Here is a 25,990-nt window from a genome sequence, read left to right on the forward strand (position 1 = left end):
AGGGGTCCCTCCGGAGCCGCGAGGGCGGTCCGGCAGGATCGGGGCCGTGCCCACGCCCGGAACCAGCGCGCTCGTCGTCACGCTCCCGTCCGCCGCCGTCCTGCTCGACACCGCCGCGGCCGTCGATCCCGGACTCGTCCGTCCCGGCCTTCCGCCGCACGTCACGGCTCTGTATCCGTTCCTCCCCGCCAGCCAGCTCACCGACGAAACCGACGCCGACGTCCGGCAGCTCGCGGCGAGCTTCCCCGCCACCGAAGTGCAGCTGACCGATCTGGTCACCGCTCCCGGATTCGTCGCCGCGGCCGCACCCGCGCTCCAGCCCCTCGCCGATGCCGTATGCGATCGCTGGCCCGACGTGCCCCCGTACGGCGGCCGCTTCGGCGCGCACCCGCCAGCGCATTTGACGATCGCTCTCGGCGGCACCGACGACCAGCGCGCCGAGGTCGCCGAACGAGCGCGCGCCGCGCTCCCGATCACCGCACGGGCGGAGACGCTGCACCTCGTCGCGCTCACCGAGGAGGGTTGGCAGCTCCGGCTGTCGGCTCCGCTCGGAACCCCTGCGCGATAGCCCGCAGCCGGGCGACGTCGGCCTCGAAAGCAGTCCGCCCGGACGGTGTCGCGGGCTCGTCCGGGACAGCCCCGGCAGAGCTGCGCAGCACCTGCACAGCCGCGCTCGGCGACAGCTCCGGGCCGACCCCGGACAGCAGCAGGCCGTCGTTGATCTCGCTCATCATCGTCAGCAGCCGCTCCCGGCCGGTCCCCGACGAGCCGTCCAGCCGGACGACATCCGGATACCGCGACACCAGGTGCTGCCGAAGCGGCCGCAACACCGCCCGCGTCCGCGCGTCGCGCACGGCCCGTCCCAGCGCGGGCACCGCCGGCACCGTCAGCCCCACCACGATCAGCAGCACCGAAATCGCCGGGAACCCGACCGCGAGCGAGCACCGGACCGTCGAAAACGCGCCGCGGCACAGCTTCGTGGCCGGATGCTCCGCGGTCAGATCGCTGATCAGATCGACGATCTTGCCGACCAGATAAGCGAAAGCGAACACACAGGCCACGAGCACGATGCCCAGTCCGGCCCGCAGCGCACCCGTACCCGCGCGCACCGCACCGGCCGACACCACGGCGATGTCCGCCACCGCCAAACCCAGGTACAGCGTGTACACGACGATGTACACGACCAGTGTCGGGTTCGACCGGTACAGCTCGTCGAAGAGCCCTACGCCCCTCGGCAGCCCGCGCGTCGCGAAGAACGACGCAGTAAGCACCACGAGCGCAACAATCAGCGCTCCGAGCCGCGCGCGCCGCCGACGCTCCGCTACGCCACCGATCTCCGCGACAGTCACTTCGATGCCGTACGCGGCCACCATCGTCGCGAGATTCGACAGCAATCGCCCCAGGCTCGGGTACAGCTGGCTTTCGATCGCCTGCGCACTGTCGGCGAGAAGGCAGAAGGCGACGCCGAGAGCGATCAGGCTGGTCGCCAGCCCCACGCCCGCGCCAGTCCGCCGCGCGCGGACCGCGCGCCAGATCCCGACCGCGAGGGAGAACAGGCCGACCCCGAAGAAAAGAACGTCGATCATCCGCGCGCTACCCGAGCAGCGACGCGAAGCGCCGCGCGCGATCCGCGGCCGGACCGGAAGCGCCCGGCCGCAACTGGGCGCTGTCCTCCGTGGCGGCGCTCATGAGAAACACGGCGATAAGCTCCGCTTCGTACTCGTCGGAATTCGTCGTGACGCGCGTGAGCAGATGCGACAGCAGGTGCGCACTGAGATCAGGCGCGACCGTCGCCGCTTCGGCGTCCGTGAGCACGCATTCGCCTCGGTGCTCGCACAGCAGGTGGGCGATCTCGTGGGCGATGATGTGGTCCTGGTGCAGCGACGACGTGCCCGCCGCGTACGCGATCAGGTCGAAGTCGTCGTGCTGCTGCCACGCGCCGGAGGGCTGGCCGGGCGCGTAGTCGACCGCGAGCAGGTCGATGTCGCGGCCGCGATGCCGCTCCAGCCGGTCGATCCACGCGTTCATCGACCACGGCCGCGGGGCGGGCACGAGCCGCAGCAGGTCGCGCACCCGGTTGCGGGCGCGCACGCGCACGGTCGGGTCGATGTCCCCTCCCGAGGCGATCGGCGGCTGGACCAGCCTGGTGCACCACGGCGTCCCCGGTGCTCCGGCAGTGGCCAGCATAGCCGCCCGGGTCACTCCGGCTTGCGCCCGCGCCGGGTGCGCTCGCGGCCCGCGGTGTAGCTGTCGAGCTGGTCCATCAGCGCGGAAACCGTCTGCCGGTCGCGCTCGGACAACCGCATCGCGCGCTGGGCCAGGTCACGGGCCTGGGTGTCGCGCCAGGCGACGACGTCGGCGACCTGTTCGTCGACCCGGCCGGCGACCTCCTCGTCGAAGAAGTAGGTGACCGGCACGCCGAAGAACCGCGCGAGCGCCTGGATGTGCGACCGCTTCGGGTCGCGCCGGGCGCCGACGGCGAGCTGCTGCACGTGCGTCGCCGACATGCTGACGCCGGTGACGTCCGCGACGCCCTGGGCGATCTCGCGGTAGGAGTAGGGCTTGCGGTCGGGCGGGTGCACCGTCGCGATCAGGTGTGCCAGCCGCTGCGCGAAGCTGCGCTCCTCAGCCTGCTCGGCCATGCCGCCCCCACCACCGTTCCGTCTCCGTAACAGCGTCCAGCATAACCGTCTCGAAAACTTGACACCAGCCGTCCCGTTCCGGCTACACTCCCCCCGCGCATCGTTTAGAAAACTAAACACCGGGATCCGCGTGCGGTCGCTGGGGGTGCCCGCACGCGGTCCCGCGCTTGCCCCTGCCGGTCCGGGGAGAAGGACGCACAAGTGCCGCACAGGCCGCGGAGGTAGGTTGTGCGCCATGACACTCCCCCACAGTCCGGAAAGGACACCCGTCGTCGTCACCGGCGGCAGCGGCTTCATCGGCCGCGCTGTCGTGCGCGCGTTCCGTGAGCGCCACTATCCGGTCACTGTCGTGGACCGCGTGCGCTATGAGACGACGGACGAGGGAGTGCGCGTTGTCGTAGGAGATCTGCGAGACGCCGAAACCCGCGAAGCCGCTGTCGCAGCGGGCGTAGGCGGGATCGTGCACCTGGCCGCGCTGACGTCCGTCTTGAAGTCAGTGGAGCTGCCGCGCGACACGTACGCGGAGAACGTGGCGGTGACACAAGAACTTCTCGAACTGTGCCGCGTACGCGAAGTGCCACGGTTCCTTCTCGCGTCTACGAACGCCGTGGTCGGCGATGTCGGCACCAGCACCATCACGGTCGACCTGCCCACGAAGCCGCTTACGCCATACGGTGCGACGAAGGCAGCCTGCGAGATGCTGCTGTCGGGCTACGCCGGCGCGTACGGCATCACGACGTGCGCGTTGCGCTTCACCAACGTGTACGGGCCCGGCATGTCGCACAAAGACAGCTTCGTCCCGCGCATGATGCGTGCAGCGTTGAATAATGAAGGCGTGCGTGTGTACGGCACCGGAGAGCAGCGTCGCGACCTCGTGCACGTCGACGACGTCGTACGCGCGATCGTGCTCGCGTACGAGAGCGGCTACACCGGCCGCGCGATCGTCGGCGCCGGACATTCCGTGTCAGTGCTGGAAATGGTCGAGACCGTGCGCGCGGTGACCGGGGCCGAGCTGCCGGTCGAGCACGTGCCCGCGCCGTCCGGCGAGATGCCCGCGGTGGTCGTCGATGTGTCGGCGAGCGCGGAAACCATCGGCTACCGGCCGGAAATCGCCCTGGCCGACGGACTCGCCAGCGCGTGGAAGTACTTCTCCGGACTGGACCGGGCCGAGGCGCCGTGACCGGGTTCCTCCGCCGCCACGCGTTCCTGCTGGTGCTGCTCGCCGCGGGAACCACGCTGCGGGTGCTGTCCTGGATCGCCTACCGGCCGGCGCTGCTGTACATCGATTCCTTCCGCTACCTGGACAATCTGCACGCCCTGCGCGCCGACGGGATCAACCCGATCGGCTACGACCTGTTCCTGCGGCCGCTGCTCGCGGTCGGCGGGCTGTCGTTCGTCGCCGCGGTGCAGCATCTCGGCGGGCTGGCGATCGCGGTCGGGATCTACGCGCTGGCCCGGCGGCTCGGCGCGCGCAACTGGGTGAGCGCGCTGGCCGCCGCGCCGCTGCTGCTCGACGGCTACCAGGTGCAGATCGAGCAGAACATCATGGCCGAGGTGCTGTTCGAAGCCCTGCTGCTCGGGCTGCTGTGGCTGGTGCTGGCCAAGGGAAAACCGAACTGGCGGCGGATCGCGCTGGCCGGCCTGGTGGTCGGGTTCGGCGTGCTGGTGCGGCTGATCGGCATCACGATCGCCGCGCCGTTCCTGCTGTACGTGCTCGCTGCGGGCAGCGCGTGGCGGTCGTGGCGCGGCTGGCGCGACGCCGCCATCGGGTTGCTCGGGATTCTCGTCGTCGTGGTCCCGTACGCGGCGCAAGTCAAGGCGGAGACCGGAAAATGGGGGCTGAGCGGGCCGTCCGGCAGCATGCTCTACGGACGCACCGCCGCGGTCGCGGACTGCGCGAAACTCCAGCTGGACCCGGTCGTGCGGCAATTCTGCCCCACCGAACCGGTCGAGAACCGGCTGGTCGACAACTACACGCACGCCGATCTCGACCCGGCGTGGCCCGGTCCGCTGCCGCCCGGCGCGGACAAAGGCGCGCTGGCCCACGAATTCGCCGTCACCACGCTGAAAGCGCAGTGGTGGGACGTCACGACGTCGATCCTCGGCGACTTCGCGAAGAGCTTCCAGTTCACCCGGGACACCGCAGTCACCGACGTGCCGATCGACCGATGGCAGTTCCAGCTGACCTATCCGGAGTTCGCCGATCCCGCCGCGGTCAAGGCGGTCACGCAGCAGTACGACGGCACGGATCCCGAGGTCAACGAGCCGATCGCGGCGTTCCTGCGCGACTATCAGCTCAACGGCGGCTTCGTGCCCGGCGCGGTGCTCGGGTTCTTCGCGCTGCTCGGCCTGCTGACCGTGCTGCGCCGCAAGAAACCCCGGCACGTCGCTCGCGGCGGCGCGCTCTTCGCTGCTGGCACTGGGTTGTTCCTGCTGTTCGCGTCCGCGATGTTCGAGTTTTCCTGGCGCTATCAGCTTCCCGCGCTCGTGCTGCTGCCGGTCGCCGGGGCGCTCGGGTTCACGACGCTCACCGTGGCCAGCCGCCGTCGGCTCGGCAGTTATCCGGACGCTGTCGACGAAGGCGCGATCGCGGACTTCCACGAGCGGCATCCCGACGCGAAGCTGTCCGAGCTGACCGTGGTGATCGCCGCGTACAACGAGGCTGGCGGCATCGGCCAGGTACTGGAGAAGATGCCGGACGAGTGTCTCGGGTTGTCCGTCGATGTCCTGGTAGTCGTAGACGGCGGTACGGACAACACTGCGGTCATCGCGGAAGACCATGGCGCGTACGTGTGCGTCGCGCCCACTAACCGTGGCCAGGGCGCCGCGCTGCGCCTCGGGTACCACCTTGCCGCCGAGAACGGCGCGAAGTACATCGTCACGACCGACGGCGACGGTCAGTACGACAACAGCGAAATGGCCGAACTCGTCGCGCCGCTCCTGGACGGCACCGCGGACTTCGTGACGGGCTCTCGCCGCCTGGGGCACGAAGAGGCCGACAGCCGGATGCGCTGGGTCGGCGTACGCGTGTTCGCATGGCTCGCGTCGGTGCTGACCTGGCGGCGGATCACCGACACGTCATTCGGATTCCGTTCGCTGCGCGCGGAACTCGCGTGCGCGATCCCGCTGAACGAACCGCAGTACCAGTCATCGGAACTGCTGCTGGGCGCGACCGCGCGAGGCGCGCGTGTGCTCGAACGGCCGATGAGCATGCGGCTGCGCAAGGCGGGTAAGAGCAAGAAGGGCGGCAGTGTCGTGTACGGCGCGAACTACGCGCGGGTCATGACTGGGACGTGGTGGCGGGGCTACGTGCTGCGCCGCGGTCGAAAACGAACCGGTCGAGCATCGTGAACTTCGCGACGAACACCAGCGCGTAGCTGAACACGTACGCCGCGTCGAGCAGCACGACCCACCAGAAGTGCGGCAGCCGCAGCGGCGCGAGCAGGTGGCCGGCGAGCGTGGTCAGCCCGACCGAGGCGAGGCCGCCGAGCGAGATGACGAGGACGTAGGGCAGCAGCTCGCGGCCCACTTCGGGACGGCCGCGACGGCCCCACACCCAGCGCCGGGTGAGGAAGAAGTTCAGCACCGCGCCGGCCGCGAACGCGCACGCGCTGGCGAGCCACGGGGCCCCGTCCGCGGCGAGCACCGCGATCAGCGCGGCCTGGCTGAGCAGGGTCGCGGCCACCGAACTCGCGGCCGCGCGCACGAACCGGATCGCGCCGCGGCGGCGCGGGCCCGGCGTTTCGTCCGTCGTGCGGGGGTTCGCCGGGTTGGTTACCGTCGTCATGTCCCCAGTTTCCCCTCGGGCCGCCGGTTCCGCCGCACGGCCCCCGGCCCACAGCGGATTCACAGCTGGCTGCCAGGCGAACATCAGCGGCCCGCGCTTAGGTTCGGATCTGCCACCGCGACACCGGGTTGCGACGAAGGAACCTGTCTGTCGCGACGACGAAAGGAAGGGTGCTCTGGATGCGAGTACTGGTTCTCGGCGGTGACGGTTACCTGGGCTGGCCCACTGCGCTCCATCTGTCGGACAAAGGCCACGAAGTGGCGGTTCTGGACAATTTCGCGCGGCGGCAGTACGACGTGGAACTCGGCGCCGAGAGCCTGGTCCCGATCGAAGACCTGAGCACCCGCACCGACGCGTGGCACGCGGTGTCCGGCAAACGGATCGCGCGCTACGAAGGCGACCTGCTCGACGCGGAGTTCCTCTTCGAGACGGTGCGCGAATTCCGGCCCGCCGCGATCGTGCATTTCGCTGAGCAGCGGTCCGCGCCGTATTCGATGATCGACCGCGAGCACGCCGTCTACACACAGCACAACAACGTGGTCGGCAACCTCAACCTGCTGTACGCGATCGCAGAGATCGACCCGGACATCCACCTGGTCAAACTGGGCACGATGGGCGAGTACGGCACCCCGAACATCGACATCGAGGAAGGCTGGCTCGAGATCGAGCACAACGGCCGCCGCGACCGGATGCTGTACCCGAAGAAACCGGGCTCGTTCTACCACCTGTCGAAGGTGCACGACTCGCACAACATCGAGTTCGCCTGCCGGATCTGGGACCTGCGCGCGACCGACCTCAACCAGGGCGTCGTGTACGGCCAGCAGACCCCGCAGACCGCGCTCGACCCGCGGCTGGCCACACGGTTCGACTACGACGCGGTGTTCGGCACGGTGCTCAACCGGTTCGTCATCCAGGCGGTGCTGGGCCAGCCGCTCACGGTGTACGGCAAGGGCGGGCAGACGCGCGGCCTGATCGACATCCGCGACACCGTCGAGTGCATCCGGCTGGCCGTGGAGAACCCCGCCGAGCGCGGCGAGTTCCGGGTGTTCAACCAGATGACCGAGAGCATGTCGGTGCGCCGGATCGCCGAGGTCGTCGCCGACCGCTTCCCCGGGCCGGTGCAGATCGAGAACCTGGACAATCCCCGGGTGGAGCAGCCCGAGCACTACTACAACGTCAAGCACACCGGGCTGGTCGGGCTGGGACTGGAGCCGCACCTGCTGTCGGACACGCTGATCGAGTCGATGTTCGACATCGTGGGGGCGAACAAGCACCGGGTGAACGACGAGCGGCTGCGCCCGACGGTGCGCTGGCGCGGGGCTGTCGAAGCTTCCTGAGCCGTCTGGTTCGCGGTCCGGTTCCCGAAGAGGCGGCACCGCGGGCCGAGTTGTCCGTTGCCGGGCCCGGACGGGGCCCCTGGTCCGTGAAGGGGCCCTCACGAGTAGCCCCATCCCGCCGTCCGCCGGTCCGCCAAGAGCCGCACCGCCCTGGCCAGCCCCTTCGGCCTGGGCAGGCGAACCCGAGCTGCATCTTGACTCTCCGGCAGGGGCCGCGGAATCCCCCACGGACGCCGAACCCGGCCCGCCCCGCGAAGGCAGGCGTGCCGAAATTGTCGGTGCCGGGTGGGATGCTCTTCCGGTCAGCCCCGGAGGGGGACGGAACCGGAAGAGCGGCAAGGAAACGTGGGGGACGAAGGAGCGGCGCGGTGGAGCCCGGAGCGGGTGCTCGAACTCGCGCCGGACGCCGCGTCGGCGAAAGCCGGGCGCGGGCAGGCGGCGCCGGCGAAGTGGTCGGACGCGGGCGCGTCGGCCCGTGCCGTCTGGGGCGCGTGCCAGGGCAGCGGGAAGCGGCCGTATCAGACGGCGGTGGAGGTGGCCGGGCCCGCGTTCCGGTGCACCTGCCCGAGCCGGAAGTTCCCGTGCAAGCACGCGCTGGGGTTGCTGCTGCGCTGGTCGGAGGGCCAGCTCCCCCGCGCGGAGGAGCCCGGATGGGTGCACACGTGGCTGCACGAGCGAGCCGCGCGGGCGGAACGGGCCGAGAAGAAGACGGACGCGCCGAAGGACCTCGAAGCGGCGGCGAAGCGGGCCCAGGAGCGGCTCGCGCGCGTCACCGCGGGGGCCGCTGAGCTGCGCGGATGGCTCGCGGACCGGGTGTCCGCCGGGTTCGCGACGTTCGAACGCGGGGGCACCGAGGAGTTGTACACGGTCGCGTCGCGGATGGTCGACGCGCAAGCGCCCGGGCTGGCGAACGGCCTGCGCCGGGCGGCGGCGCTGGTCGGCCGGGGCCGGGATTGGCCGGATCGGCTGCTGGCCGAGTTGTCGCTGGTCTACGTGCTCGCGGACGCGGCGAACCGGCTGGAATCGCTGCCGGGCGCGCTCGCCGACACGGTCCGGTCCCGGCTCGGGTTCTCCGTGGGCAACGCGCAGGTGCTGGAGTCCGGCGAACGGGTGCCGGACCAGTGGCTGGTCACCGGCGCGATCGACGAGGAACAGGATTCGCTGCGCAGCAGGCGCACGTGGCTGCGGGGCAAACGCAGCGGCCGGGACGCGCTGGTGCTGTCGTACGCGCCGCCAGGACGTCCGCTGGACAGTTCGCTGCCGCCGGGGTTCGTGGTCGCGGGAGAGCTGGTGTTCTACCCGGGCGCGGTGCCGCTGCGCGCGGTGTTCGATCATCGCGAGGAACCGGTGGCACCGGAAACGGCCCCAGCCGGCGGCACGTTCGCTTCGGCGCTCGCCGGGCACGCCGCCGCGCTCGCGGCCGATCCGTGGCTGGACCGGTGGCCGGTGCTGGTGAGCGATCTCCGTCCGGCTCGGCACGGCGAGGGCTGGGCACTGTCCGATGTAGACGGTGCGGCGCTGCCGCTGGCTCCGGCCATGGATCCGTGGCCGCTGCTGGCGCTCTCGGCCGAGCAGCCGGTCACGGTGGCCGCGGAGTGGACGACCGCGGGGTTGCGGCCGTTGAGCTGCTGGCATCAGAACGGGATGGTGCGACTGTGACTGCCTGGGACGACCTCGTCGGCACCGTTCTGCTCGGCACCCGCCGCAGGGCCGTCGACCTCGCCAGTTTGCCTTCCGGGGTAACGGAAATCGCCGGCCAGCGCGCCGAACCCGCCGACCAGGCGCTCGTCGCCGCGGCGGCGTTCACCGGGTACCGGCGCGCCGGGCAGCGGCCGCTCACCGGCATCGAACCCGAACCGGCCGCGGCGCCGGACAGCCGGCCGTTCGTCCCCGCTGTGGCGCGGGCGCGGCTCGGACATCTGCTGGGGGCCAACCGGCCCGAACTGGTGGAGGAATGGCTCACCACGGTGGCGGACAAGGGATTCCGGGTGCCCGCCGAGCGGCTGCCCGCGCTGGCCGACGCCGCGCGCACCCGGGTATCGCTGCGGGCGCCGCTCGCCACGGTCGCCGGTCCGGTCGGCGCGTGGCTCGGCGAGCGGAACCCGGAGTGGGCGTTTCTGGTCGCCGCCGACGACGACACCAGCGACAACGCCTGGGAGTTCGGCACCGCCGCGCGTCGGCAGGCCTGGCTGGAACGCGTGCTCAGCACCGATCCCGCTCGCGCGCGGGAGACCCTCGCGGCGGCCTGGAGCAACGAGCCGGCCGACCTGCGAGCGACGTTCCTCTCCCTGCTCGGCGAGCATCTCGCCGACGAGGACGAGCCGTTCATCGAAGCCGCGCTCGGGGACCGGGCGGCCGGGGTGCGCGACATCGCGCTGCGGCTGATCGGCCGGTACCCCCACTCGCCGTCGGGCGAGCGGATGATCGAGCGGCTGCGGTCCTGTGTCACCGTGCGCAGCCGCGCGCTCCGGGCCGACGTCCTCGAATTCACCCCGCCGGAGCCGGACGACAGCCTGCAGCGCGACGGCATCCGCGTCCCGGCCGGTCCCGGTCAGGGCACCGCCCGGTTGCGCGCGATCATCGCCGCCACTCCCCTGCGGTTCTGGGCCGAGTACGGCACGCCGGGCGAACTGGCCGGGATGCTCGTCGAAGGCCCGCCGCTGAACGTGGTGCGCGAAAGCTGGGCCACCGCCGCGCTCCGGCAACGCAATGAAGAGTGGGCGCAAGCCCTCGTGGAGGCCGAACCGGGCGGACGCAGCACCGCGGCGCTCATCGGCGTGCTGTCGCCCGAACAGCAGGCCGCCACGGTCGCGAAGCTGACTCGCGGGCTGCCGGTCGAGGCCCTCACCCGGCTCATCCTCGACCTGCCGCAGCCGTGGCCCGCCGCGCTCGGCACGGTGCTGCTCGACTGGGTCGCCGGCCAGCGCGACCACCGGCTGGTCGCGCACGCGGCCGCGCTGATCGCGAAAGCCGTGCCGGTCCCGTGCCTCGACCACCCGCTGGCCGAGATCCCGCTTCCCGGCGAGGCCGCCCCGTGGCGGCGCGCGGTCGCCGAAACCCTGTCCTTCCGCCGTGAAATGCACAAGGAGCTAGCATGACCTCCCCGTCCTCCGGCCGCACGCCGAACAGGAATACGCCGGCGAACTGGCCGCCCTCGCCGCGGCCGACGACCGGGCGAAACCGCCGTCGTGGCGGCTTTCGCCGTGGGCGGTGGTCACCTACCTGCTCGGCGGGAAACTCGACGACGGCACGGAAATCAGCCCGAAGTACGTCGGCCCGCGGCGGCTGATCGAGGTCGCGGTCGCCACCCTCGCCACCGACCGCGCGCTGCTGCTGCTCGGCGTGCCGGGCACGGCGAAAACCTGGGTGTCCGAACACCTCGCGGCGGCGATCAGCGGAGACTCCACGCTGCTCGTCCAGGGCACCGCGGGCACCTCCGAGGAGCAGATCCGCTACGGCTGGAACTACGCGCGGCTCATCGCCGAGGGGCCGAGCGACCAGGCGCTGGTCGAAAGCCCGATCCTGCGCGCGATGCGCGACGGCAAGGTCGCCCGGCTCGAGGAACTCACCCGCATCCCGGCCGAGGTGCAGGACTCGCTGATCACCATTCTGTCGGAGAAAACGCTGCCGATCCCCGAGCTGGGCACCGAGGTGCAGGCCCGGCCCGGGTTCACGCTGGTCGCCACGGCGAACAACCGGGACAAGGGCGTCAACGAGCTGTCGAGCGCGCTGCGGCGGCGGTTCAACACCGTCGTGCTGCCGCTGCCGGACACCGCCGAGGCCGAGGTGGAGATCGTCCGGCGGCGGGTCGGTCAGCTGGGCGCCGCGCTGTCGCTGCCCGCCGAAGCCGCGGATCTCGCCGAAATCCGCCGCGTGGTCACGGTTTTCCGCGAGTTGCGGGCTGGCCGCACCGAAGACGGCCGCACCGCGGTGAAAACCCCGTCAGGCACGCTTTCGACGGCGGAAGCCATCAGCGTGCTCACCGGCGGCCTCGCGCTGGCCGCGCATTTCGGCGACGGGGTGCTGCGCGCGCACGACGTCGCGGCCGGGATTCACGGTGCGGTCGTGAAGGATCCGGTGGCCGACAGCGCGATCTGGAGCGAGTACCTGGAGACCGTGGTGCGCGAGCGGGAGGGCTGGGCCGACTTCTACCGGGCAGGCCAGGAGATCTCCGGATGACCACGCATCTCCTCGGCATCCGGCACCACGGCCCCGGTTCGGCGCGGGCGGTGGCCGCCCGGCTCGCCGAACTGGAACCGGACGTGGTGCTGATCGAGGGACCGCCGGAGGCGGACCAGCTCGTCGACCTCGCCGCGGACGACGACATGCGGCCGCCGGTGGCGTTGCTGGCGTACGCCTCCGACGACGTGTCGCGGGCGGCGTTCTGGCCGTTCGCGGTGTTCAGCCCGGAGTGGCAGGCCCTGCGGTACGCCGCCGCGGCCGGAGTGCCGGTGAAGTTCTGCGATCTTCCGGCTGCACACCAGTTCGCGCTCGGCGAGGAGCGGACCGCGCCCCGCACCGATCCGCTCGCCGAACTCGCCGCGGCGGGCGGGTACGACGATCCGGAACGCTGGTGGGACGACTTCGTCGAGTCCCGCCGGGGCGAGGAATCGCCGTTCGAGGTGATCGCCGACGCGATGACCGCGCTGCGCGAAGGCGACCGTCCGGACGATCAGCACGAGCAGCGGCGCGAGGCGTACATGCGCACCGTGCTGCGCAAAACGCGGAAGGAAGGCTACGAACGGATCGCCGTGGTCTGCGGGGCCTGGCACGTGCCCGCGCTGGCCGATCCGCTGCCGCCCGCTTCCAAGGACCAGACTGTCCTCAAAGGACTCCCGAAGCGGAAGGTCGTGTGCACGTGGGTGCCGTGGACGCACGGCAGGCTCGCGTCGGTCACCGGGTACGGCGCGGGCGTCCGCTCCCCCGGCTGGTACCACCATCTGTTCAGCACCGCCGACGACGTCACCGCCCGGTGGCTCACCGCCGTCGCCGGGGTGCTGCGCGAGGAGGACCTGCCCGTTTCCACCGCGCACGTGATCGAAGCCGTGCGGCTGGCCGACACGCTGGCCGCGCTGCGCGGCCGGTCGTCCGCCGGGCTGGCCGAGGTCGACGCCGCCACGCGGGCGGTCCTGTGCGGAGGCGACGACGTCCAGGCCGACCTGGTCACCCGGCGGCTGGTGGTCGGCGAACTGCTCGGCGAGGTCCCGGACCGCGTCCCGCAGGCCCCGCTGGCCGCCGACCTCACCGCGACCGCGCGGCGGCTCCGGCTGAAACGCGAGCCCCAGGCCAAGGAACTGGACCTGGACCTGCGCACGCCGGGCGGCCTGGACCGGTCGCGCCTGCTGCACCGGCTGCAGATCCTCGGCATCCCCTGGGGCGAGCCGGAACTGTCGTCGGTCCGGAGCAAGGGGACCTTCCGCGAAACCTGGACCCTGTGCTGGGAGCCCGGTTTCGAGGTCGACCTGGTCGCGGCCGCCGTGCACGGAACCACCGTGCCCGCGGCCGCCACCGCGGTCGTGCGCGAAACCGTCGCCGAATCGCCCTCTCTCGCCGACATCACCACCGCGGTAGAACGCTGCCTCTTGGCCGATCTGGGCGACGCGCTGCCCGAAACCCTCGCCGCACTGGACACTCGCGCCGCCGCCGACGCGGACGTCGCGCACCTCATGACGGCCCTGTCTCCGCTGGCGCGGGCGACCCGCTACGGCGACGTCCGCGGCACGGACACCGCGCGGCTGCGCGAGGTCGCCGACCGGATCCTCACCCGGGTCTGCGCCGGGCTTCCTCCCGCGGTGCACGGCATCGACGAGGACGCCGCCGCACAGTTCTGCGAACTGGTCGACGACGTCCACGAGGCCACCGACCTCCTGGGCGACGCCGCCCGAGACCGCTGGTTCACCGCCCTCGCCCGCTTGTCCGCCCGCGATTCCCTGCCTCCGCTGCTGGCCGGCCGCATCGTGCGCCTGCTGCACGACGCCGACCTGCTCGACGGCGCCGAAGTGGAGATTCGCCTCGGCCGCATGCTCACCCCCGGCATCACCCCGGCCGACGGCGCGGCCTACGTCGAGGGCTTCTTCTCCGGCGGCGCGCTCCTGCTGGTCCACGACGAACGCATGCTGCGCGTCGTCGACACCTGGCTGACCTCGATCCCGCCCGAGGTCTTCACCGAGGTGCTTCCCTTGCTGCGCCGCACTTTCGGCGCCTTCGCCGGCCCCGAAAAACGCGCGATCGGCGAACGCGCCGCCACCCTGTCCGGGGCCCAGCGAGCCGCCCCCGCGCTCGCCGAGGACCTGGACGAGGTCCGCGCCGCGGCCGCCCTGCCGGTATTCGCCACCCTCCTGGGAGCCACGTCATGACCGATCCCGAACGCCTCCGCCGCTGGCGCCTGGTGCTGGGCGGAGACTCCGACGGCACCGGCCACGCACTGTCCGAAGGAGACACCGGCGTCGACAACGTGCTGGCCGCCCTCTACGACGAGGGCCCCAAGAACCGGCGCGGCGGCGGCCAGCGCAGCGGCGGCTTGCAAGCCTCCGCACCCCGCGTCGCACGCTGGCTGGGCGACATCCGGCAGTACTTCCCGGGCTCGGTGGTCCAGGTAATGCAGCGCGACGCCGTCGACCGGCTCGGCATCACCCGGATGCTGCTGGAACCGGAACTGCTGAGCGCGGTGGAACCGGACGTCCACCTGGTCGGCACCCTGTTGTCCCTCAACAACGTCCTGCCCGAGGAGACCAAGGAAACCGCACGCACCGTCGTGCGCAAAGTCGTCACGGAACTGGAGGAACGCCTCGCCGAACGCACCCGAGCAGCAGTCCGCGGCGCACTCGACCGCGCGGCCCGCACCCAACGCCCCCGAGGCGCGGACATCGACTGGGACCGCACCGTCCGCCGGAACCTGAAACACTACTCCCCTGAGCTGAAAACCATTGTGCCCGAACAGCTTTTCGGCTTCGGCCGCCGAGAACAAAGCGTCCGCCGGGACGTGATCCTGGCCGTGGACCAGTCCGGCTCGATGGCGGAATCCGTGGTGTACTCAGGGGTTTTCGGTGCCGCACTCGCCTCTATGCGCGCGCTGAGCACGAAATTCGTCGCATTCGACACCGCGGTAGCCGACCTGTCCGACCACCTGGACGACCCCGTCGACGTCCTCTTCGGCACCCAACTGGGCGGCGGCACCGACATCAACCGCGCGTTGGCCTACTGCCAAGGACTGGTGGAGCGTCCCGAACAGACCCTCCTGGTGCTGATCAGCGACCTGTACGAAGGCGGAGTACGCGACGACCTGCTGCGCCGGGTGGCGGACCTGGTCGGCTCCGGGGTGCAGGTGGTGACCCTGCTGGCGCTGTCGGACTCCGGTGCGCCGTTCTACGACCGCGAGAACGCCGCGGCGCTGAGCGAGCTAGGGGTGCCTGCTTTCGCTTGCACACCGGATCTGTTTCCGGACCTGATGGCCGCCGCGCTCCGAAGGGAGGATTTGAGCCGCTGGGCCGCCTCGGCAACGGCCGAGTGACCGCCCGCCGGTGAACCGGCCGGCGGTGCCGGAGAACGTTCCCGGCCGGGCCGCCGGAGACGACGGCATCCCAGCGCATTCCGGCGCGGCGCGGCGAGAGTCCCCGCCCGACACTGCACGAGTCCCGGCGCGACGCGGCAGGAATTTGGCCCAACGCGGCAAGAATTCGGCCCGACACGGCGAGAGTTCCGGCGCGGCGCAGCACGAGTCCCGGCCCGACACGACACGAGTCCCGGCCCGGCGCGACAGGAGTCCCGGCCCGGCGCGACAGGAGTTCGGCCCGACACGGCGCGAGTCCCGGCCCGGCGCGGCACGAGTCCCGGCCCGACACGGCGCGACACGGCAAGAGTTCCGACCCGACGCGGCAGGAGTTCGGCCCGACACGGCACGAGTTGGCCCAACGCGGCAGAGCTTGACCCGACGCGGCCAGAATTCCGGCGCGACATGAGCAAGAGCCCGGCCCGACGCGGCAAGAACGGCGAACCCGTCCCGCGCGAGTCAACCCGCGAAATCGCCCGGGCTCAGCACCGGCAACCGGGATCTCCCGCCCGGCCCGAAGCCACTGCCGTGCCGGTCATCCCGCCAGCGGGCTCAGTGCGGGCAGCGCGCGGGACGGACCCACCCGCGCCAAAACCGCCACCGCACCGGATATGTCACCATCAGGCGCATGGCACCCACCCCGGCCCAGCTCTCCCAGTTGCGGCAGCTGCGCATGGCCAAGGACGCCATGGACCGGGACTGGGCCAGTCCCCTCGACCTGGACGCGATCGCCGCCCACGCCGGGTACTCGCGGTATCACTTCGTGCGGCTCTTCCGGGCCGTCTACGGGCAGACGCCCGGGCAGTACCTCAGCCGCCGCCGGATCGAGCGGGCCGAGGATCTGTTGCGGACCGCCGATCTGTCCGTTACCGAAATCTGCGCACTGGTCGGGTTCAGCAGCCTCGGCTCCTTCTCGGCGAGCTTCAAGAAACACACCGGCCTCACCCCGAGCGACTACCGCACCCGCAATGTCCGGCCGAGCCAAGGGCTGGTCCCCGGGTGTTACGCGTTGCTGTGGCACGGCGGCTTCAAGGGACTCGGCGAAGAGCGCAATTCTTGAGAAGCCCAGTGACCGCTCCCGCGACTACGGTGGGTCACAGGAAGCAGGCGAAAGGCGCCTGCCAGTACTGAGGAGCTGTCCGTGATCAAGGGCATGTCCATCACCAACGTCTGGGTCCTCGACCACGACCGCGCCAAGGAGTTCTACACCGAGAAGCTGGGCCTGGAGGTCCGCACCGATATGACGATGGGTGACGGCGGGATGCGCTGGCTGACCGTCGGAGCCAAGGACCAGCCGGATCTCGAGATCACCCTGATGGTCCCCGGCTCGCCCGCGCTCGATCCGGAGTCCGCCGAGGCGTTGAAGAAGCTCGTCGCCAAGGGAGTGCTGGGCGCGGGCGTTTTCAGCACCGACGACGTTCACGGCGACTACCAGACCCTGAAGGCACGCGGCGTCGAGTTCGTGCAGGAGCCGCAGGAGCGGCCCTACGGCACCGAGGCCATTTTCCGGGACGATTCCGGCAACTGGTTCTCCTTTACCCAGCGTCGCGAGAATCTGGATCTCACCAAGGATTGGAGTTGCTGACGAAACCTCGGGCAACGCGGAACCCGGCAGCGCGAGTGTCACCACCGAACTCACCGCAGGCGGCCCGGCTTCCCGCCCAGGCTCAGGCAGCTCGGTCGAATCGCAACACGCCATCGTTCAAACGACGCAGTCGCAGGTCGGCCGCGTCCAGCACGTAGTTCTGCCGCATCAGCCACGGACGCCGGTTCCCCTGGCGCGGCAACACCGAGGAGGCGCGAGTGAGATAGCCCGAGGTCAGGTTCATCAGCGGCCGCCGCTGTGCCGCCGGGATCGCGGGCGGGCGGGGCACGCAGGTGTCGAAACCGTTGCGGGACAGGTGATTCAGCAACCGGCACACGTACTGGGCCACGAGGTCCGACCGGAGCGTCCACGACGCGTTCACGTAGCCGACGCACCACGCGAGGTTCGGCACCCCGGCGAGCATCATGCCCTTGTACACCAGCTGGTCCGAAGGCTCGATCACCCGATCGTCCACGGTCAGTTCGATTCCGCCGAACGCGATCACCCGCAGGCCGGTCGCGGTGACGACCACGTCCGCGGGCAGTCGCGAGCCGGATTCCAGTGCGATGCCGTCCGGGGTGAACCGGTCGATCCGGTCGGTGACGACGTCTGCTTTGCCGCTGCGGAGCGCCCGGAAGAAATCCGCCCCGGGTGTCAGGCACAGGCGCTGGTCCCACGGCTGGTACTGCGGCGAGAAATGCGGGTCGACCGGGATCGAGGCGGGCAGCTGCTTCGCCGCCGCGTCCCGCAGGAAGCGCGCCGCGCGTTCGGGCTGGCGTCGGGAGAACTGGTACAGCAACGTCGTCACCAGCACGTTCTTCGCGCGCACCACGTGGTACGCCAGCCGGGAAGGCAGGATGCCCCGCAAGCGGCGGGAGAGCGAGTCCGTCCACGGCCGCGACAGGACGTAGCTCGGCGAGCGCTGCAGCATCGTCACCGACTCCGCTCGCGAAGCCAGCTCGGGCACCAGCGTCACCGCGGTGGCCCCGCTGCCGATGACCACGACTCGTTTGCCCGCGCAGTCCAGGTCCTCCGGCCAGAACTGCGGGTGCACGATCTCGCCGCGGAATTCGTCGCGGCCGGGGAAATCGACGACGTGCCCGTTCTCGTAGCTGTAGTAGCCGCTGCACAAAAACAGGAAAGAGCAGGTGAAGGTCACGGTCTCGCCGTCGTGCTCGGCCTCCACCGTCCAGCGGGCCTCCGCCGACGACCACGCCGCCCGCACCACCCGGTGGCCGAAGCGGATGTGCCGGGTAACCCCATGGTGCGCGGCGGTCTCCCGGATGTACTCCAGGATCTCCGCGCCGGACGCGATCGCCTCCGGCTTGCGCCACGGCCGGAACGGGTAGCCGAGCGTGAACATGTCCGAATCCGAGCGCACGCCCGGGTACCGGAAAAGGTCCCAGGTTCCGCCGATCGTGTCCCGGGCCTCGAGGACGGCGTACGTCCGGCCTGGAGACTGCTGCCGCAGCCGGCAGGCCGCGCCGACACCGGACAGCCCCGCTCCCACGATCAGGACATCGAAATGCGCCAAGATTCCTCCCGGTCCGACAGACGATACCCAGCCTAAGGCCAAGGCCGCGCCGAAGTGGGGCCCCGCCGGGCCAGGCCGGGAACCACCGGCCCGGCGGGGAAAACCGTGCTCACCGCAGGGGAACGATCTTGGTGGCGCCGAAGGTGTCCTTGAGCGGAACCTCCACAGTGCGCCGCCGCACCGTCACGCGGACGCTGTCCTGCCGCTGCGTCGGGTCGGAAACAGCGAGGCTGTTCCGGCCGAGCGCCACCGAAGCCGGTCCTGAGACGGATACCTCGTCTACGGTACCCGCACTGTAGAAGTTTGCCAGCAGTGTGTTATCCCACAGCCGCAAGGCCTGGACATCCGCCGTATTGGCCCGAACGCGCCACGCGAGCACCGAAGCGACTGTCCCCACCACCGACGCGCCAGGCAGAACCGCGTACGCGTACTTCGCGTCCACAGGCTTCGCGCCGTGCTCTATCACCAGTTTCTGGTACCGCCGCGTGTTCGGCGTCGTGGTGCCCTTCGTGTTGGCACCGGTGTCGACGTCGCGCCACGCGCCGGTCCGGTCTTCGCGCAACGCGGTGACCTCGGCGTTGTCGAGCAAGACATACCCGCCGACGTGGTCGAGGTGCAGCCAGCGCGGCCGGTGCAGCGTGGCCGAATCGCCGACGATGCGTGCGTCGGCCAGCAGCGTGCCGCGTCCGTTTTCGCCGAGGTTGCGGTTTTCGATCGTCGTCCGGACCGCCTGCCCGGACGTGTCGGTGATCCCCGCGCCGAGACAGACAATCCCCGCCGGAGTGAAGAACCACGACTTTTTCGCTGATAAAGAACCGTCTTCGGACACGAAATCCATCGCGTATGCACCATGCCGGGCATCCCAGCGAACCCCGCCGACATGCGCCTTCGTCGTCAACGGCGTGCCCGCCAGCGGCCCCGGCGGACCTGCCTTCGAGGTGGTGCCAGGCAACAAAGCCGGATCGACGGTCGGCCAATAGGCGTCCGAGTAGTGGCCTTTCGCGTTGGGAAGGAACAGGTACAGGACGCCGTCGCCGACGTGCCAGCCGTGCAGGTTCATCCCGTTGATCGACTCGTAGCGCGAGATCCGCGTGGAGCCCACGCCGAGCGACGCGGACCAGCCCTCGGTCACGTGCACCATCCGGTCCTGCTGGCCGAAGATCCGGTGCGTCGCGACGATCGGCGCGGGCCGCACCCGGCCGGCCAGCATCTCCTGGGCGAACTCGATGCCCGGCGTCGCGACGAGGTCCGGGCCCGGCGCGAACCGCTCGGGGTCGGGGATCTCCAGGAACGGCGCGTACGTGCCTTCCTTGATCCACTTGGCGGCGAGCCCGGACAGCTCGGACTTCGCCGAGCCGGTCGCCGACCGCGCGAGGACCAGAGTCGCGACCGTCAGCTGGTGTCCGATGTCGTGCGCCGTTTCGCCCTGGCGCGACAGCATCCGCCCGCGCACCGGCTCCATCAGCGCGCCCGCGTAGACGAACGGCGCGAACGTGTCGCCGACCAGCGCGTATACCTGCTGCTTGAGGTCGTCCGGCAGCGCGTACTCGGTGCCTTCGGTGACGTGGATCGTCCCGGCGAGCGCGGTCAGCAGGACGATGCCGTAGTGCCCGGGGTAGGGAATGGTGTCGTGCTGGATGAACGAGCCGTCGGCGTGGAAACCGTCGCCCGCCGCGCGGTTCAGCTTCGCCAGGACGCTCGCCGCTCCCCCGCCAGCGACGTCGGTGATCGCGTCGATGCCGGTGCGGATCCACGCGGTGTCGCCGGTGAGCGCGCCGGACACGATCGAGATCAGCGCCTTGTCCGCGCGGTTCGCACCGGTTTCGACGATCTTCGGGTTGTTCGCGCGCAGATTCGGGTTGCCGACGAACCGCTTGACCGGGCTGACGTACCGCGCCAGCTCCTCGGCGGTCAGCTGGTCCGCGACCGTGACGAGGGTGTGCAGCAGGTAGTACGGCACGCCGATCTCGTAGGTGTACCAGTTGCCGATCTCGCCGACCTGCGGGTTGTACTGGCTGGCGTAGATCAGCTCCAGCGCCTTCTTGATCCCGTCGAGCACCTTCGGATCGCCCGACAGCGTGCCGCCCGGCGTGCCCCAGTCGACCGCGATCGCGCGCAGCCGGGCATACATCGACGTGGTGTAGTCGCTGCCCGGGCCGAGCGGGAGGTCAGTCCACAGTGGACCGTTCCCGGAGACTGTCATGCTGTCGTAGTACGACTTCGCGACCCGGCCGAGGTTCTTCAGCGCGGCCGTGCGTTCCGGCGACGGACGGTTGATGCCCGTCTGCAGCTCGCGGTAGCCAGCCACGATGGCCTTCAACGGATCAGCCGAGGCCCGTGATGAAGGCGCGGCGAAGGCTGGGCGCGCAGTGGCGACGAGTGCGGCGGCGATGGCACCGCCACGCAAAGCGGTTCTGCGGTTCACGGGCATGACGGTGCCTCCCAGTGGGGTTGGTCGTGAGTGGCAATCCCGGCTAGAACTGGGATTGCCACTCACGAGGGGATCTGCTCAGCGCGCTCCGTCGACACGGCGCGGCAGCTGCCACGGGTTCGCCTCCTGCAGGGCCTCCGGCAGCAGCGCGTCCGGGAAGCTCTGCCACGCCACCGGGCGCAGGAAGCGTTCGATGGCGGCGGTGCCGACCGAGGTCGTGGTCGGCGCGGTCGTCGCCGGGTACGGGCCGCCGTGCTGCTGCGCCCAGCTGACCGTGACGCCGGTCGGCCAGTCGTTCCACAGCAGCCGTCCGGCCAGGCGGGTGAGGGAAGGCAGCAGCGGACGCACGAAGTCGGCGTCTCCCTCCTCGCCCTGCACCGTCGCGGTGAGGCCGGGTTCGAGGCTGTCCAGCACCTCGATCAGCTCGGCCTGGTCCGAGTAGGTGACGATCAGCGACGCCGGGCCGAAGTGCTCCTCGCGCACGGCCTCGCCGCCGGCCAGGAACTCCTTCGCGGTGGTCGCCAGCAGCGAAGGCGTGAACGCGTCGCCGTCCTGCGCGCCTTCCACCACTGACTCGACGCCCGACACCGCGCGCAGGTCCGCCAGCTTACGCGCGAACCCGGCCGCGATGCGGTCGTTCAGCATCTCCTGCTGAGCCACCGCGCCGACCGCCTCGCGCAGAGTGTCGGCCAAACCGTGGCCTTCGGGCAGGAACAGCAGACCCGGCTTGGTGCAGAACTGGCCCGCGCCGAGGCTGAACGACCCCGCGTAACCCTTCGCCACCGCCTCGCCGCGCGCGGCCACCGCACCCGGCGTGACGACGACCGGGTTGACGCTGCCCAGCTCGCCGTAGAACGGAATCGGCGTCGGCCGCGAGACCGCGATGTCGAACAACGCGCGCCCGCCCGGCACGGAACCGGTGAACGCGGCGGCGGAAATCCGCGGGTCCTTGAGCGCCGTGACGCCCTGTTCGACCCCGTGGATCACCGCGAACGCCCCCTCCGGCGCACCCGCGGCGGTCAACGCCCGCGCGACGATCTCGCCGGTCCGCGTCGAAAGCCCTTCGTGGCCCGGGTGCGCCTTGAGCACCACCGGACAGCCAGCGGCCAGCGCGGACGCGGTGTCGCCGCCCGCGACGCTGAACGCGAACGGGAAGTTGCTCGCGGCGAACACCAGCACCGGCCCGATCGGCACGAGCACCCGGCGCAGGTCCGGCCGCGCGCCCATCGGCCAGTCCGGATCGGCGTGGTCGACGGTCGCGCCCAGGAATTCGCCGTCCCGCAGCACTTCGCCGAACAGCCGCAGCTGGAACGTCGTGCGCGCGAGTTCGCCCTTCAACCGCGGCGCGGCGGGGAGATGGGTTTCCTGGTGCGCCAACGGGATCAGCTCTTCAGCGGCGGCGTCGAGCGCGTCCGCGGCGGCGGCCAGCCAGCTCGCCCGCTCGGCCGGGGTGCTCTCGGCGAACGGCCGGGCGGCCGCCGCGGCTGCGGCCAGCACGCTTTCCAGTTCGGGGGCGGAAGTTTCGCGGCTCAATGGATCTCCTCGTCAAACAAGTTCACTGGTGCCGAGTGCGCGGCGGCAGGCAGCCAGCTCGCCCGCTCAGCAAACGGCCGACCAGCCACCACCAACACACCCTCCCATTCCCCAACGGAAGTTCCGCGACTCAACGAACCCCCTCCGTCAGCTTCACCACCGCCGAGTGCGCAGCGGCCGTGGCAGCGTGCAAGTCCGGCCAGCGTGCAGGCCCGGCGAGGCCCAAGTGGTACAGGTGCAGTTCGGTCGCGCCGGCCTTGGCCAGCTCGGCCACGTACGCCTCGATGTCCGGCACCGCGCTCGCCGCGACCGCTGTGATGTAGCTGCCGATCGCGACTCGTTCCGGCAACGCCCGTCGCGCGGCCGTCACCGCGTCGACGCTGCCCTGGCCCGGGGCCCAGTTCTGCAGCACCACCGTCTCGGCGTCGTCGGCTGCCGTCGGGGTCAGACCGGGCAGTGCGCCGGTGACCCACGGGTCGAGCGCGCCGTGCAGCACGATCCGCGTGCCCGGTTCCAGCACCGCCAGAACCGCGGCGCGCAACGCGTCGGTCGCCTGCTGCCGTCCGGAAAGCAATTTCTCTTTCAACTCAGCCGGAAGTCTATCCTCGACCACCGACAAATCCGCGGTCGCGATCAGCCGCTGCACCTCAGCGCGCAAAGTTTCCCGAACGTCCGCGGGGTCGAGGCCGGTCCAGCCGTCCGCACATGCGTCGCAGCAGCAGATCGACAACAGCCGCGCTGTAGCCGGGGCCCATACCCCGTCGGTCTTCTCGTGCTGATGCTGATGCACCCCGCCAAGCGGACCGCACGCCTCCAGCAGCACCGACGAAAGCTTCAGCCCGGCAACGGATTCCGCCGTCAGCGTCGCCGCGTACTCGCGCACCGCGGGCTGCGCCGGGCACAGCGCCCACGGGTACGTCTCGCCGAAGCAGTTGCGCACGGCGTACTGCGGGAATTCGGTGCCCAGCTGCGAGTTGTGCGTGAGCACGATCCACGCGGCGGCCGGGATTCCGGCCTCGTTGAGCCGCCGGACCGCGTCGCCGCCGCTGTCCTCCTCCGAAACCCAGTCCGGCGTCGCCGGCACGAGATCGCGGCCTGCCCACGCCTCCGCGCGCACCGGCCGGTAGAGCGCGGCGGTCCGCGCGACCACCGACGTTCGGTCCGTCGACCACGGCGTCGCGGCCCTTGCGCTGTGGTAGGCCAAGGCCACCGCGACCTCGTCGACACCGAGATCCTGCACCCGCTCGACGAACGCCGTTTCGCCGAGCACGTCCCACGGATACGCGTATCCGGTCACCTTCACCGGCTCACCACCTCGCCGTGTTCGGCTCGAAGCCGGGCGTGTACTTGCGCATGTACGTCACATCGTCCCGTTTGGTCAGTCCACATCGGACATAGTCCTCGTGCGCCCTGGCGAGCGCGTCCTGGTCCAGCGTGATCCCGAGCCCGGGCCGGTCCGGCACCGCCACCGCTCCTTCGACGAAATTCAGCACGCCCGGCTCGATCACGTCGGCAGTCTTCCACGGCCAGTGCGTGTCGCAGGCATACGTCAGGTGCGGGGTCGCCGCCGCGACGTGCACCATCGCGGCGAGGCTGATGCCGAGGTGGCTGTTGGAGTGCATGGACAGTCCGACGCCGAAGCTTTCGCAGGCCACCGACAGCGCCTGGGTGTCGCGCATCCCGCCCCAGAAGTGGTGGTCGGACAGCAGCACGCCGATCGCGCGCGCCCGGAACGCCGGCTCGAGGTCGCCGAAATTCACCACGCACATGTTGGTGGCCAACGGCATGCTCGCCTCGCCCGCAACGCGTGCCATGCCCTCGATGCCCGGCGTCGGGTCTTCCAGATACTCCAGCACGCCGTCGAGTTCGGCAGCCACGCGGATGCTCGTCTCGGGCGTCCACGCCGCGTTCGGGTCGATGCGCAGCGGGTGCCCGGGGAACGCTTCGGCCAGCGCGCGAATGCCCTCGATCTCCTGCTCGGGCGCGAAAACCCCACCCTTGAGCTTGATCGAGCGGAACCCGTACTCGTCGACCATCCGCTTCGCCGAGCCGACCAGTGCTTCCGGCGTCAGGATGTCGCCCCAGCTGTCTTCTTCGGCACCGATGTGCGCACCGTACTTGTAGAACAAGTACGCGGAGAAGTCGACGGCGTCGCGAGCCTTCCCGCCGAGCAGGTCCGCGACCGGACGGCCGAGGAAGTGCCCTTGCGCGTCCAGGCAGGCGACTTCGAACAGCGAGTACACGCTGGCGATCGTCTTGCGGATGGAGAACCCGCCGATCAGCCCGTGCTCGTCGGTCAGCACCGTGCCGGCGAGCGTGCGCGCGACGATCCGCTTGAGGCCCGGCAGGTCGAACACGTCGTGTCCGGCCAGTTCCGGCAGCACCTTGCGCACCTCGCCGAGGAACGCCGCGTCGCCGTACGACTCGCCGAGGCCGACCACGCCGTCGTCGCACACCACTTGGACCACGCTGCGCAACGCGAACGGCTCGTGCACGCCCATCACGTTGAGCAGCGGCGGGTCCGCGAAGGCGACCGGGGTCAGCACCACGTCCCGGATTTTCATCAGAGGCCTTTCAGCGTGGCGAAACCGTTTTCGACGACCTTGCCCAGCCGGTCGATCTGCTCGGGCGTCGGCTCGATCAGCGGCGGCCGGACGCTGCCGACCTTGTCGCCGCGCAACCGGGCGGCGGCCTTCACCAGCGACACCGCGAAGCCGGGCGTCTCGTCGCGCAAGGCCACCAGCGGCAGGTAGAACCCGGCGAGCAGCGCGTCCATCGTCGCGTTGTCTTCCTCCGCGAGCGCGCGGTGGAAGCGGTGCGCGATCTCCGGCGCGAAGCAGTGCACCGCCGAGGAGTAGCGCGCGACGCCAGCCGCCGCGTACGCCTTCGCGGACACCTCGGCGGTCGGCAAACCGTTGAAGAACAAGAAGTCCGCGGACCGCTGCGTGCCGAGCGCGCGGATCGTGGTGACGATCCGGGTCATCGCCTCGACGTCGCCGTAGCCGTCCTTGATCCCGACCACCGACGGGATGTCCAGCAGCTTCGCCGCGGCCGGCGCGGTGAAGACGCCCGTGCTGCGGTGGTAGACGATCACCGGCACGGAGGTGTCGCCGATCGCGTAGCGCACGTAGTCGACCAGGCCGTCCTGCGGCCCGGTGACCAGGTACGGCGGAAGTAGCAACACGCCGTCAGCGTTCCCCGCCTGCGCGGCCGCGACACCCGCGCGCGCACCCGCGGCGCCGCCGCCCGCGCCGACCCACACCGGCACTCGCCCACCAGCGACCTCACGCGCCTTCGCCAGCAGCGCGGCGACCTCGTCGACCGACAGCGAGCTGAACTCCCCGGTGCCGCACGCGACGAACAGCGCGCCCGCACCGGCGGCGATGTGGCTCTCCACGTTCTCCGCGAACCCGTCGAGGTTGATCTCGAGGGCTTCGGTGAAGGGGGTGAGCGGGAACGCCAGCAAGCCGTCCAGCTCGATCTCGGTCTGTGCCATCAGTTTCTGCTCCAATGTTCACATTCTTGAATGGAGTCTGTTATCGTGACTATGTTCACCCACAAGAACGCTGTTCGGGACGCTAATATGGCCGGA

General features: G+C 70.6%; 21 protein-coding genes. 11 read left to right on the top strand and 10 right to left on the bottom strand.

Annotation, left to right across the window (positions count from 1 at the left end; all coding sequences use genetic code 11):
• The first annotated feature begins 46 nt into the window (after positions 1-46).
• Complete coding sequence (locus tag RPX00_RS41150; RefSeq protein ID WP_406633839.1) at positions 47-568, top strand: 2'-5' RNA ligase family protein; 522 nt, start codon at positions 47-49, stop codon at positions 566-568.
• On the opposite strand, the gene RPX00_RS41155 is transcribed toward RPX00_RS41150, so the two are convergent.
• The 3 genes from RPX00_RS41155 to RPX00_RS41165 are packed head-to-tail and all read right to left on the bottom strand — an operon-like array spanning position 510 to position 2,642.
• Entirely contained in the window at positions 510-1,586 is a 1,077-nt protein-coding gene (locus RPX00_RS41155) for an MAB_1171c family putative transporter (RefSeq protein WP_406633841.1), read from the bottom strand. The genes RPX00_RS41150 and RPX00_RS41155 overlap by 59 nt on opposite strands.
• 7 nt (positions 1,587-1,593) lie before the next feature.
• A complete protein-coding gene (locus RPX00_RS41160) occupies positions 1,594-2,187 on the bottom strand; it encodes a hypothetical protein (RefSeq protein ID WP_406633843.1) in 594 nt (197 codons plus the stop codon).
• Positions 2,188-2,198: 11 nt separating this feature from the next.
• A complete protein-coding gene (locus RPX00_RS41165) occupies positions 2,199-2,642 on the bottom strand; it encodes an XRE family transcriptional regulator (protein WP_406633844.1) in 444 nt (147 codons plus the stop codon).
• Between the two features lie 235 nt (positions 2,643-2,877).
• Here RPX00_RS41165 and RPX00_RS41170 point away from each other — a divergent pair, with 235 nt between their 5' ends.
• Positions 2,878-3,822, top strand: a complete 945-nt coding sequence (locus RPX00_RS41170; RefSeq protein ID WP_406633846.1) for an NAD-dependent epimerase/dehydratase family protein — start codon at positions 2,878-2,880, stop codon at positions 3,820-3,822.
• On the top strand, positions 3,819-5,993 hold the full coding sequence (locus RPX00_RS41175; RefSeq protein ID WP_406633848.1) for a glycosyltransferase family 2 protein: 2,175 nt from the start codon (positions 3,819-3,821) through the stop codon (positions 5,991-5,993). Before RPX00_RS41170 ends, RPX00_RS41175 begins: the two co-directional genes overlap by 4 nt.
• Here RPX00_RS41175 and RPX00_RS41180 read toward each other — a convergent pair.
• On the bottom strand, positions 5,923-6,429 hold the full coding sequence (locus RPX00_RS41180) for a GtrA family protein (RefSeq protein WP_406633850.1): 507 nt from the start codon (positions 6,427-6,429) through the stop codon (positions 5,923-5,925). The two genes, RPX00_RS41175 and RPX00_RS41180, sit on opposite strands and share 71 nt — an antisense overlap.
• A 179-nt stretch (positions 6,430-6,608) precedes the next feature.
• Between RPX00_RS41180 and RPX00_RS41185 the strand changes: the two genes are divergently transcribed.
• The 8 genes from RPX00_RS41185 (at position 6,609) to RPX00_RS41220 (ending at position 16,900) form a co-directional block, all read left to right on the top strand.
• Positions 6,609-7,766, top strand: a complete 1,158-nt coding sequence (locus RPX00_RS41185) for an NAD-dependent epimerase/dehydratase family protein (RefSeq protein ID WP_406633852.1) — start codon at positions 6,609-6,611, stop codon at positions 7,764-7,766.
• A gap of 345 nt (positions 7,767-8,111) precedes the next feature.
• Positions 8,112-9,425 (top strand): SWIM zinc finger family protein, encoded by a 1,314-nt coding sequence (locus RPX00_RS41190; RefSeq protein ID WP_406633854.1) that lies wholly within the window; start codon positions 8,112-8,114, stop codon positions 9,423-9,425.
• Positions 9,422-10,864 carry a DUF5691 domain-containing protein gene (locus RPX00_RS41195; protein WP_406633856.1) on the top strand — a complete coding sequence of 481 codons (1,443 nt, stop codon included), beginning with the start codon at positions 9,422-9,424 and terminating at the stop codon, positions 10,862-10,864. Before RPX00_RS41190 ends, RPX00_RS41195 begins: the two co-directional genes overlap by 4 nt.
• 46 nt (positions 10,865-10,910) lie before the next feature.
• Positions 10,911-11,945 carry an AAA family ATPase gene (locus RPX00_RS41200; RefSeq protein WP_406643257.1) on the top strand — a complete coding sequence of 345 codons (1,035 nt, stop codon included), beginning with the start codon at positions 10,911-10,913 and terminating at the stop codon, positions 11,943-11,945.
• Positions 11,942-14,122: a DUF5682 family protein gene (locus RPX00_RS41205; RefSeq protein ID WP_406633857.1), complete on the top strand. Its 2,181-nt coding sequence runs from the start codon at positions 11,942-11,944 to the stop codon at positions 14,120-14,122. Before RPX00_RS41200 ends, RPX00_RS41205 begins: the two co-directional genes overlap by 4 nt.
• On the top strand, positions 14,119-15,276 hold the full coding sequence (locus RPX00_RS41210; protein ID WP_406633859.1) for a VWA domain-containing protein: 1,158 nt from the start codon (positions 14,119-14,121) through the stop codon (positions 15,274-15,276). The genes RPX00_RS41205 and RPX00_RS41210 overlap by 4 nt, the downstream gene beginning before the upstream one ends.
• A gap of 667 nt (positions 15,277-15,943) precedes the next feature.
• Positions 15,944-16,375, top strand: coding sequence for a helix-turn-helix transcriptional regulator (locus RPX00_RS41215; protein WP_406633861.1), 432 nt, complete (start codon positions 15,944-15,946; stop codon positions 16,373-16,375).
• A gap of 81 nt (positions 16,376-16,456) precedes the next feature.
• The gene (locus RPX00_RS41220) at positions 16,457-16,900 is read left to right on the top strand and encodes a VOC family protein (RefSeq protein WP_406633862.1); all 444 of its coding nucleotides are present in this window, start codon (positions 16,457-16,459) and stop codon (positions 16,898-16,900) included.
• 82 nt (positions 16,901-16,982) lie between these two features.
• Here RPX00_RS41220 and RPX00_RS41225 read toward each other — a convergent pair whose 3' ends face one another.
• From RPX00_RS41225 to RPX00_RS41250, 6 genes are all read right to left on the bottom strand, one after another.
• Complete coding sequence (locus RPX00_RS41225; protein ID WP_406643259.1) at positions 16,983-18,437, bottom strand: flavin-containing monooxygenase; 1,455 nt, start codon at positions 18,435-18,437, stop codon at positions 16,983-16,985.
• A 106-nt stretch (positions 18,438-18,543) separates the two neighbouring features.
• Positions 18,544-20,865, bottom strand: coding sequence for a polysaccharide lyase 8 family protein (locus RPX00_RS41230; RefSeq protein WP_406633864.1), 2,322 nt, complete (start codon positions 20,863-20,865; stop codon positions 18,544-18,546).
• A 78-nt stretch (positions 20,866-20,943) separates the two neighbouring features.
• On the bottom strand, positions 20,944-22,398 hold the full coding sequence (locus tag RPX00_RS41235) for an aldehyde dehydrogenase (NADP(+)) (RefSeq protein WP_406633866.1): 1,455 nt from the start codon (positions 22,396-22,398) through the stop codon (positions 20,944-20,946).
• A gap of 130 nt (positions 22,399-22,528) precedes the next feature.
• Complete coding sequence (locus tag RPX00_RS41240) at positions 22,529-23,701, bottom strand: hypothetical protein (protein ID WP_406633868.1); 1,173 nt, start codon at positions 23,699-23,701, stop codon at positions 22,529-22,531.
• 4 nt (positions 23,702-23,705) lie between these two features.
• Entirely contained in the window at positions 23,706-24,962 is a 1,257-nt protein-coding gene (locus RPX00_RS41245) for a glucarate dehydratase family protein (protein ID WP_406633870.1), read from the bottom strand.
• Entirely contained in the window at positions 24,962-25,894 is a 933-nt protein-coding gene (locus tag RPX00_RS41250) for a 5-dehydro-4-deoxyglucarate dehydratase (protein ID WP_406633872.1), read from the bottom strand. Before RPX00_RS41250 ends, RPX00_RS41245 begins: the two co-directional genes overlap by 1 nt.
• Positions 25,895-25,990: the final 96 nt, after the last annotated feature.

It is taken from the genome of Amycolatopsis sp. WGS_07 (genome assembly GCF_045278895.1).
In the GTDB taxonomy this organism is placed as follows: domain Bacteria; phylum Actinomycetota; class Actinomycetes; order Mycobacteriales; family Pseudonocardiaceae; genus Amycolatopsis.